General features: G+C 64.6%; 10 protein-coding genes. 4 read left to right on the top strand and 6 right to left on the bottom strand.

The annotated features are described in order from the left end of the window. Positions 1–152: 152 nt before the first annotated feature. Positions 153–1,331 carry an HNH endonuclease signature motif containing protein gene (locus ABRP87_RS09180; RefSeq protein WP_349868460.1) on the top strand — a complete coding sequence of 393 codons (1,179 nt, stop codon included), beginning with the start codon at positions 153–155 and terminating at the stop codon, positions 1,329–1,331. Positions 1,332–1,517: 186 nt separating this feature from the next. On the opposite strand, the gene rlmB is transcribed toward ABRP87_RS09180, so the two are convergent. The 5 genes from rlmB to ABRP87_RS09155 are packed head-to-tail and all read right to left on the bottom strand — an operon-like array spanning position 1,518 to position 5,753. Beyond that, positions 1,518–2,468 (bottom strand): 23S rRNA (guanosine(2251)-2'-O)-methyltransferase RlmB, encoded by a 951-nt coding sequence (rlmB, locus tag ABRP87_RS09175; protein ID WP_349868458.1) that lies wholly within the window; start codon positions 2,466–2,468, stop codon positions 1,518–1,520. A gap of 60 nt (positions 2,469–2,528) precedes the next feature. Further along, the gene (cysS, locus tag ABRP87_RS09170) at positions 2,529–3,959 is read right to left on the bottom strand and encodes a cysteine--tRNA ligase (RefSeq protein ID WP_349868456.1); all 1,431 of its coding nucleotides are present in this window, start codon (positions 3,957–3,959) and stop codon (positions 2,529–2,531) included. Positions 3,960–3,990: 31 nt separating this feature from the next. Then, positions 3,991–4,479 carry a 2-C-methyl-D-erythritol 2,4-cyclodiphosphate synthase gene (ispF, locus tag ABRP87_RS09165; RefSeq protein WP_023023902.1) on the bottom strand — a complete coding sequence of 163 codons (489 nt, stop codon included), beginning with the start codon at positions 4,477–4,479 and terminating at the stop codon, positions 3,991–3,993. Next, a complete protein-coding gene (ispD, locus tag ABRP87_RS09160) occupies positions 4,472–5,197 on the bottom strand; it encodes a 2-C-methyl-D-erythritol 4-phosphate cytidylyltransferase (protein ID WP_349868454.1) in 726 nt (241 codons plus the stop codon). The genes ispF and ispD overlap by 8 nt, the downstream gene beginning before the upstream one ends. Beyond that, positions 5,169–5,753 carry a CarD family transcriptional regulator gene (locus ABRP87_RS09155; protein ID WP_005279544.1) on the bottom strand — a complete coding sequence of 195 codons (585 nt, stop codon included), beginning with the start codon at positions 5,751–5,753 and terminating at the stop codon, positions 5,169–5,171. The genes ispD and ABRP87_RS09155 overlap by 29 nt, the downstream gene beginning before the upstream one ends. 192 nt (positions 5,754–5,945) lie before the next feature. Here ABRP87_RS09155 and ABRP87_RS09150 point away from each other — a divergent pair, with 192 nt between their 5' ends. The 3 genes from ABRP87_RS09150 (at position 5,946) to ABRP87_RS09140 (ending at position 8,259) form a co-directional block, all read left to right on the top strand. After that, entirely contained in the window at positions 5,946–6,545 is a 600-nt protein-coding gene (locus tag ABRP87_RS09150) for a hypothetical protein (RefSeq protein WP_349868452.1), read from the top strand. A 79-nt stretch (positions 6,546–6,624) separates the two neighbouring features. Then, positions 6,625–7,989, top strand: a complete 1,365-nt coding sequence (gene radA / locus ABRP87_RS09145; protein ID WP_239268407.1) for a DNA repair protein RadA — start codon at positions 6,625–6,627, stop codon at positions 7,987–7,989. A 66-nt stretch (positions 7,990–8,055) separates the two neighbouring features. Next, positions 8,056–8,259: a hypothetical protein gene (locus tag ABRP87_RS09140; RefSeq protein WP_349868450.1), complete on the top strand. Its 204-nt coding sequence runs from the start codon at positions 8,056–8,058 to the stop codon at positions 8,257–8,259. Positions 8,260–8,272: 13 nt separating this feature from the next. On the opposite strand, the gene ABRP87_RS09135 is transcribed toward ABRP87_RS09140, so the two are convergent. Beyond that, positions 8,273–8,992 (bottom strand): hypothetical protein, encoded by a 720-nt coding sequence (locus tag ABRP87_RS09135; RefSeq protein ID WP_349868448.1) that lies wholly within the window; start codon positions 8,990–8,992, stop codon positions 8,273–8,275. Between the last annotated feature and the right edge of the window lies 1 nt (position 8,993).

Below are 8,993 nucleotides of genomic sequence, written 5' to 3'. Positions count from 1 at the left end.
CCGCGTCCACAAAGTCCCTAGACTCCGAGTCCAAAAAGTAGCTGGACTCCAAGTCCAAAAACCTCATGGACATAACAGCTTAAGGGTAGTTGTCCACAGGGAGGTGGGGCATCGGCTAGCGCGGGCTTGCGGGGCCCTTTAGTCTCTGGGACATGAACGCGCTGCAGACATTTCTCAAGGGCCTGGAACCCGGCATGGATATCATCGCCGACTGCCACGGCCTCTCGCTGCGCGCGCTGATTGCGGCCGGGTGCCCCGATACCACCGCCACCCGACTGCTCACGCTTGCCGAGACCTACTTCGGCACCACCGCCTTCCGCCGCCAGCAGCGCGAATCCATCGCCGCCAGCCGCGCCAACGGGCACAGCCTGACGGCCCTGCTCGCCATCGAGCGCCACGCCGCCAAGCTGAAGAAGAAGCGCGATGCTTGGGCGCTGCGGCGCGAATTGTGCGGGATGAAGGGGAAGGTCTCGGATATTGATAAGCGGGGCCGCGCCCGCGTCAAGGAGCTCAAGGGCCCCGTGAAACGCCAGCCCGGCGTGAAGATTTATCGCCGCGCCGACGGCCCGTGGACCATGTCCATTACCGGTCCGTCCGCCGATATCGCCGATATGCACGCCGCGATTGATAAAGATGCCCCGCTTGCTTCTGTGCAGAATATCTTCCACGGCGAGGCCGCCGCCCGCCCCAGCGTGACGACCAATGTCGTGCTTCGCCTCGACGAGCTCGATCGCATCGTCGATTTCGGCTCCGGCTCCACTGCTGGTTCAAACTCCAAGCCTGGCTCTAGCACTAGCCCTCAGCCCGGCTCGAGCTCCAACACCCGCGCCGGGTCATCAGCCGGCACAAACTCGAACCCCAGCGCCGGTTCCGCCTCCAACGCCGCCGCTGGCCCTGACTCTACCCATGGTTCTGACTCTGACGGCGATATCGTGGTCCAGCTGACCAATGGCGCCACGATGACCGGCGCCGAGCTGGTGCGACGGGTATTTACTGAGCACGGCTACGTCACGCTCATCCACCCAGTGGAAGGTCCGGTCAACCTCTACCGCACCTCGCGCTTTGCTTCTGCAAAGCAACGCCTGATGGCAGCAGCCGAAAACCCGGTCTGCCCGTGGCCGGAGTGCCGCTACCCCGCCGATGAATGCCAGGTTCACCACCTCAATGCCTGGAAAAATGGCGGCGAAACTAACCCGGGAAACTTGACCATCGCCTGTCCGTACCACAATGGCGTGAACGACGATGATCCCAATGCCCCGCCCCTGCGCGGGCACTTAGCCCGGGTCGACGGAACCATCCGGTGGCTGCCACCCTGGGCAGATAATGGTTAACTGTTGTGTGCCACAACGATTCGCACTGAGAAGGTTGTGCCTCGCAAAGACCCAGCGCGCCTTTGACACTAGCTGCACCGACAACCGCACCGGCGGCTGTGGAGGCGATTCTGCGCGCTCGACGTTGCCAGCACCGAACGCGGGTGGCGCTTATCCGTCGCGGCGAGCTGGCGCAGCGGAAATGGGTTATTTTTCGGCGGCGCGGCGTTGGCGTGCGAACTCGGATAGCACCGAACCCGCAGCGACGGAGGCGTTGAGGGACTCAACCCACCCGGTCATGGGGATGGACATGAGGACGTCGCAGGTTTCGCTGACCAAGCGCGAAATGCCTTTTCCCTCGGAACCGATGACGATGACGACGGGATCCGTGCCGCCTTCATAGGTATCCAGCGTGTGATCGCCGCCGGCATCAAGGCCGACGACCTGGTAGCCGTTTTTCTGGAATTCCTTCACGGTGCGGGTGATATTCGTTGCACGGGCGACCGGCAAGCGGGCAGCGGTGCCGGCCGAGGTGCGCCAGGCCACCGCGGTGACAGAAGCCGAACGGCGCTCTGGAATGATCACGCCATCGCCGCCGAAAGCGGCCACGGAACGGATGACGGCGCCCAGGTTGCGCGGGTCGGTGATGTTATCCAGGATGACGAACATGCCGGGGCGCGGGTTCTCGGCGGCGTTGGCAATCAAATCCTCCACCGCTGCGTACTTATATGGCGGTATCTGCAAGCCGATGCCCTGGTGCATGCCATTTCCCGTCATGCGGTCCATCTCGTGGCGCTGGACCTCGATGATGGGGATATTGCGGGTATTGCACATGGACACGGCCTCAGAAAGCCGCTTATCGTTGCGCGTTCCGGCAGCGATGTAGAGCGTGGTGGCCGGCACCTTGGCGTGCAAACACTCGATGACCGGGTTGCGGCCCACCACCATCTCTGCGGTTTCTTTCTGGTGGCGCCCAGAGTTGCGGCGCTCGCGCTCCAGCTTCGCCTTGTGCTTGGCGTGGTAGACGCGGTCCTCGGCCTTCGGGGTGGGTCCCTTGCCTTCTAGGCCCTTGCGGCGCTGCCCGCCGGAGCCTTTGGTAGCGCCCTTCTTATTCGTCTTGCGGATGCCCGCGCCACCGCGGCCATGGGTTCGTACCATCGTTTCAGTCCTTTCGAGGAAACCGTTCAATAACCAGCGAAAATAACAGCGGAAAGCTGTCTAGCGCTGGGTCAACGACCACGTGGGGCCGTCTGGGGTATCGGTAATGGTGATGCCGGCGGCGGTGAGGCGGTCACGCACGGCATCGGCAGTAGCGAAGTCTTTTTCCGCGCGGGCCTGCGTGCGCCGTTCCAGTTCTGCCTGGACCAGCGCATCGAGCGCCGCGTCTGCTCCGCTAGCTTCGCCTCCATCTTCCCACTCCAGCGGGTCAAATCCAAGTACGTGCGCCATCCCGCGCACCTGAGCGGCCTTCGCGCGGGCGGCGTCCTCGTCCCCGGCGGCCAGGTCCTTATTGCCCGCGCGCACGGTGGTGTGAATGGCGGCCAAAGCCTTCGGCACGGCGATATCATCGTTCATGGCGTCCTCAAAGTCCGGCGTCCAGTCGCCGCGTTCGACGCCTGCAAAGCGCTTGACGAAGCCCTCAATACGCCGGTAGCCCGCCGCCGCCTCCGTCAGGGCGGATTCGGAGTATTCCAGCACGGAGCGGTAATGCGCAGAACCCAGGTAGTAGCGCAGCTCTACCGGGCGCACGAGCTCCAGCATGTTCGAGATGGAAAGCACATTGCCGAGCGATTTCGACATCTTCTCGCCGGCCATGGTCACCCAGTGGTTGTGCATCCAGTAATTGGCGAACTTATCGCCTGCCGCGTGCGATTGCGCGATCTCGTTTTCGTGGTGCGGGAATTGCAGGTCCAAACCGCCGCAGTGGATATCGAAATTGGAGCCCAGGTAGTACGTCGACATGGCGGAGCACTCGAGGTGCCAGCCCGGGCGGCCGCGACCCCACGGGGTGGGCCAGCTCGGCTCGCCTGGCTTGGCGGCCTTCCACAGGGCGAAGTCGAGCGGGCTGCGCTTGCCCGCGTTGTCTGACTCGCCCTGTTCCATCTCCTCAACGCGGTTGCCGGACAGCGCACCGTAGTCGGATCCTTCTGCCTTGGTCCAGGCCTCGACGTCAAAGTACACGGATCCGGCCGCGCCATCGGTCTGCGGGGTGGCCTCGGCGTCTTGGGCGGGAACGGGGTAGGCAAAGCCGGCGTCGATAAGCCGCTGCATGTACTCGACCATCTGGGTGACAAACCCCGTCGCGCGCGGCTCCACGGACGGCGGGAGCACGCCGAGCAGGTTATAGGCCTTGATGAACTCGCGCTCGTAGGTGGACACCCACTCCCACCAAGGGCGATTATTCTCGGCGGCCTTGGTGAGGATTTTGTCATCGATATCGGTGACATTGCGCACGAGCGCGACGTCATAGCCTTGCGCGAGCAGCCAGCGGCGCAGGATATCGAAAGCCACGCCGGAGCGCAGGTGGCCGATGTGCGGCTGCGCCTGCGGGGTGGCGCCACACAAGTAGATGGAGGCGTGGCCGGGGCGGATCGGCTCGAAGTCGCGTTGGCTGCGGGTGGCTGTGTCAAAAATGCGCAAAGTACTCACGCCACCCAGTCTAAATCACCCGTGCGCGGGGTTAGTGTTGGCGCCGCCAGACAACGGCCGTTGCCACCGCCGCGCGGCCCTCTTTGCGGCCGGTAAAGCCCAAATGGTCGGTCGTGGTGGCGGAAATGGACACATCAGCGCCGAGGATTTCCGAAAGCACGGCCTCGGCTTCCTCGCGGCGCGGGCCCATCTTCGGCGTCTGGCCAATGAGCTGGGCGGCGGCATTGCCGATGATAAAACCTTCCGCTTCCAGCAGCTCACGGCACTCGCGCAGGAGCTGGGCGCCGGACACACCGTCGTATTCGGGCCGGCCCACCCCCACGAAAGAGCCGAGATCGCCGAGGTGGGAGGCGGAGAGGAGGGCATCGACAAGCGCGTGGGCTACGACGTCGCCGTCGGAGTGGCCTTCGCAGCCGGGGGTGTCATCGAAAAGCAGCCCGGCAATCCAACAGGGCTTGCCGGCTTCGATCTGGTGGGCGTCGGTCGCGATGCCGACGCGGGGAATGATGGGCTCAGTCATGCTGCTCCTCTGCAAGGGCGTGGGCCAGGGTCAGGTCCGTGGGGGTGGTGATTTTGAAGGCGAGGAAATCGCCCGGCACGGTCTTCACGCGCTGGCCGTGCCATTCCATCAGGCTGGCATCGTCCGTGGCGGTGAAATCCGGCTGCTCGCGCCAATAATCCAGGTTGGCCTGGCGCAGCGCGGCGAGGCGGAAACCCTGCGGGGTCTGCACGGCGCGCAGGCGGGCGCGATCGGGGGTGCCAACCACGGCGTTACCGTCGACTTCCTTGATGGTATCGGTCACGGGAACCACCGGGATGACGGCGGGCGCGCCGGCAAGAACGCGCCGCGCCACGCGCTCGACCATCGCGGTGGGCGTGAGCGCGCGGGCTGCATCGTGGATGAGCACCACAGCATCCTCGTCCGGAATGGCCTGCAGCCCGGCCCAAATGGAATCGGCGCGCTCGCCTCGCCCATGCACCAGGCGCACCGGGATATCTGCGCCCACGCGCTTGACGATGCCCCCAGCTTCCCCCTCCATGGCCGGGCTCACCACCGCGATGACCTCGTCCACGAGGCCGGAGTTGGCCATGGTGCGCACGGATCGCTCCAGGAGGGTGCGGCCGCGAAGTTCGACGTAGGCCTTGGGCACCTCCGCGCCGAGGCGGGTGCCTTGCCCGGCCGCGGCGATTAAGGCGATAACGCGGGGTTTAGTCTTCGTCGTCGAAGGAGAGGTCATCGAGATCGATGTCGTTGTCGATATCGGTGGTGATGGACTGGTCATCGACTAGACCTGCGGCGCGGTGGCGCTCGATGGTGGCGTCGATTTCTTCCATCATGGTATCGGCCTTTTTGTCATCGACCGGCTGCGCCAGCGCCAGCTCGCCCACCAAGATGGTGCGGGCCTTGCCCAGCATGCGCTTCTCGCCGGCGGACAGGCCGCGGTCCTGATCGCGGCGCCACAGATCGCGCACCACCTCTGCGACCTTGTTGATATCGCCGGAAGCCAGGCGCTCCTGGTTGGCCTTGTAGCGGCGGGACCAGTTGCCGGCCTCTTCCACGTCCTCATCGCGCAGCACGGAGAAAACCTTTTCTAGGCCCTCCTTGCCCACGACATCGCGCACGCCGACGTTATCCGCATTCTTCTTGGGCACGCGGACGACGAGATCGGATTGGTTAATGTGCAGCACGAGGTATTCCAGCTCTTCGCCGCCCATTTCGCGGGTTTCGATATCCTCGATGACCGCCGCGCCGTGGTGCGGGTAGACGACGACCTCGCCGACCTTATATTCCATTGCCACTCCTTATAATCCCGTGAATATGCCGATAACTAAGGCCGCTATTTTATCACGCGCGACATGCCTACCACCGGATGCCCCCGATTACCCCCACGGACTACCCGCTAGGTTAGCGAGAAACTGTGTACTTTATATCGAAAGGGACTAGGCTAAAGATTTGATAAGTCCTGAGATCGCAATTGATGGAGGATGCTCAACGTGCAGTCCCTGAAGTCCGCCGCCCGCCGCGGTGCCATTATTTCCGTTACCGCCGTCTCCGCTTTGGCGCTGGCTTCTTGCTCGGCAGGCCACATCGCCCAGACCGCAGAGAAGGTAGCTGCGGTTGATGGTGCTTCTGCCAGCACCGATGACGATAAGATTGCCGTCCGCGATGTCACCATCCTGACAGAGCCTGACGGTGGCGCCGCGCTGAAGTTCAACGCCGTCAACCAGGGCTATGAAACCGATGTCATCACTTTGAAGTCCGTGAAGGTCGATGGCCAGACCGTCGAGATGAAGCAGACCCAGCCGCTTAAGCGCGATCACTCCATCGTGGCGGACTCCCAGAAGAACCTGGACGCAACCCCGGATCACGATTCCGAGACCGTGCAGTACGTGGCCACCCACCTGGATAACGATGACTTTGGCTACGCCGGCCACCGCCCGGTGACCTTCGAGTTCTCCAACGGCACCATCGAGATCGACGCCACCGTCGCCGCCTCCCAGATGGAGTCCGGTAAGTACGACCGCGACGTGGAATCCCCAGAGGGCTACACCACCGACGCGAACACCGGTAACTCGCACCACTAATAGCCACCGCACGCGCGCCCTACTTTGCGGAGTACGGGCGCGTTCGTCGTTTTTGCCGCCACGTTCTAGGCTCTACACCATGGCCAAAAAATCTCGCCCCATCCACACCTGCTCCGAATGCGGTTATGTCTCCCCCAAGTGGCTCGGGCGCTGCCCGGATTGCGGTTCGTGGGGCACGATGGAGGAAAAGGCGCCGGTGGTGGCGGGGGCATCGGCAAGCGGGGGGCATGCGAGCGTGGCGCCTGCGAGCCCGGTGCAGCCCATCACGCAGGTGGGCGCGCAGGCGACGAAGACGGTGCGCACGGGCATCGGCGAGCTCGACCGCGTGCTGGGCTCCGGCATCGTGCCGGGCTCGGTGGTACTCATGGCCGGCGAGCCCGGCGTGGGCAAATCCACGCTGCTTCTCGAGGTCGCCTCCCGGTGGGCGCAGCTCGGCCGCACCGTCCTCTACGCCACCGCCGAGGAATCCGCCGGCCAGGTCCGCGCCCGCGCCGAGCGCACCGGGGCACTGCAGGAATCGCTGTACCTCGCGGCCGAATCCAACCTGGACGCCGTCTTTGGACACGTAGATGCCGTCAAGCCCGGCCTCATCATCGTGGACTCCGTGCAGACCATGCATGCAGTGGGGGTGGAAGGCGTGCCCGGCGGCGTCGCGCAATCGCGCGCCGTGACCGCGGCGCTGACGTCGCTGGCGAAATCCACCGGCATCCCCGTGCTGCTGGTGGGGCACGTGACCAAGGACGGAAACGTGGCGGGCCCGCGGGTTTTGGAGCATCTTGTCGATGTCGTCTTAAACTTCGAGGGCGACCGCCAGTCCAGCTTGCGCATGCTGCGCGGGATGAAAAATCGCTTCGGCGCGACCGACGAGGTGGGCTGTTTCGAGCAAACCGCCGGGGGTATTAGGGAGGTCGCGGACCCGTCGGGGCTCTTCCTTTCCCACCGGGGCACGACGCCGGATGGCTCCGCGGTGACCGTCGCCATGGACGGTGTGCGGCCCATCCTCGCCGAGGTCCAAGCGCTGACCGTGGACCCCGTGGCGAAAAATCCGCGGCGCGTGGTCACCGGACTCGATGCCAACCGCGTGCCCATGGTGCTGGCCGTATTGCAGGCGCGCGCCGGACAGCGCACAAACGATAAGGATGCGTATGTAGCCACGGTGGGCGGCATGCGGATTACCGAAACCGCAACCGACCTCGCGGTGGCGCTGGCCACGTGGTCCTCGCTGCACGAGCAGCCGCTGCCTGCGAAGACCGTGGTCATCGGCGAGGTGGGCCTGGCAGGCGAGCTGCGGCCGGTGCCCAATGTTGAGCGGCGCCTGCAGGAGGCGGCGCGGCTGGGATACAAGCGGGCGATTGTCCCGCGCGGGGAAATCAACCCCGTGGACGGCATGCAGGTGCGCCAAGTTGCAACGCTTGGCGAGGCCCTCGCCGCGGTCCAGCCGTAGACCAACCGTAACCGCTGGCCGGTTCTAACCCGGCCGGTTCTAGCCCGGCTGGTGACGAGGAGCCGGGTGCTCCAGCGGCGCGAACTTCCGTGCGGTCTGCTCCCGCGCGACCTGCTTCCGCCCGGGCTGGCTCTGCGCGGACTGCTTCCACGCGACCTGCTCCCGCACGGGCTATTTCTGCCCGAGCTGGTTCTGCCCGAGCTGGTTCTGCCCGAGCTGGTTCTGCCCGAGCTGGTTCTGCCCGAGCTGCTTCCGCGCGGCCGACTGTAAGGAGGCCGCGCGCTTAGCGGAGGGTGAAGTCCTGCGGCGGGGAGGAATTATCGCCAATGACCGTGTGGGCGAAGTAAGCACCCGGCTCGGCGGTCGGGCGGTCGGTGCACTTGCCCGGTTCGGAGGCCTGGCGGGACCATTCGGCCTCGAATTTCAGGTCCTTGCCCGCGGGGAAGGTCTGCTCTCCGGTCTGTACGGAGGCGTAGCAATCGGTATCGGACCACACGCGCTGGTTATCGGCCATCTTGTAGACCTCGAAGCGCAGCGAGTTCTCATCTAGATCGATCGTGCAATCCGCGGCGGTGGGGTTGGTCACGGTCATAAAGAACTTCGGCAGCTCGCCGTCCGGCACGGAGTAGTTGAGCATGGAGGTGCGCACCTCCAAGTCCTCAAGCGAGCAGGTATCCTTCGCGGCGTGCACGGACTCCTCGGGCTCCTTGCTTTCCGATGCCCCATCCCCTGCTTCCTCCGCCTCGGACTCAGATTCAGAGGCAGACTCGGATTCGGATTCGCTCGTCGAATCCGCGGACGTGGTTTCAGATTCGCTGGTGGATTCCGAAGACGTGGTCGCCGCCGAAGACTCTGAGGACGCGGCAACGGAATCATCGCTATCGCCGCCGAAGGCGGCCACCGCCGCCCAGATCAGCACCACGGCCAGGACGATCACGATGATAAGCGCGGCGACCCGGCGGCGCTTATAGATCTCTTCTGGAAGGGGCTTATTCTGGTTCACG

The sequence above is a fragment of the Corynebacterium sp. KPL2830 genome, from assembly GCF_040225635.1.
GTDB lineage: Bacteria > Actinomycetota > Actinomycetes > Mycobacteriales > Mycobacteriaceae > Corynebacterium.
The sequence above is the reverse complement of the archived record's forward strand: the minus strand, read 5'-3'. Positions and strand labels throughout refer to the sequence as shown.

Coding starts and splice junctions, on each gene's coding strand:
- ABRP87_RS09180 (WP_349868460.1), top strand. CDS start 153: ATGAACGCGCTGCAGACATTTCTCAAGGGCCTGGAACCCGGCATGGAT.
- rlmB (WP_349868458.1), bottom strand. CDS start 2,468: ATGGTACGAACCCATGGCCGCGGTGGCGCGGGCATCCGCAAGACGAAT.
- ispF (WP_023023902.1), bottom strand. CDS start 4,479: ATGACTGAGCCCATCATTCCCCGCGTCGGCATCGCGACCGACGCCCAC.
- ispD (WP_349868454.1), bottom strand. CDS start 5,197: ATGACCTCTCCTTCGACGACGAAGACTAAACCCCGCGTTATCGCCTTA.
- ABRP87_RS09155 (WP_005279544.1), bottom strand. CDS start 5,753: ATGGAATATAAGGTCGGCGAGGTCGTCGTCTACCCGCACCACGGCGCG.
- ABRP87_RS09150 (WP_349868452.1), top strand. CDS start 5,946: ATGCTCAACGTGCAGTCCCTGAAGTCCGCCGCCCGCCGCGGTGCCATT.
- radA (WP_239268407.1), top strand. CDS start 6,625: ATGGCCAAAAAATCTCGCCCCATCCACACCTGCTCCGAATGCGGTTAT.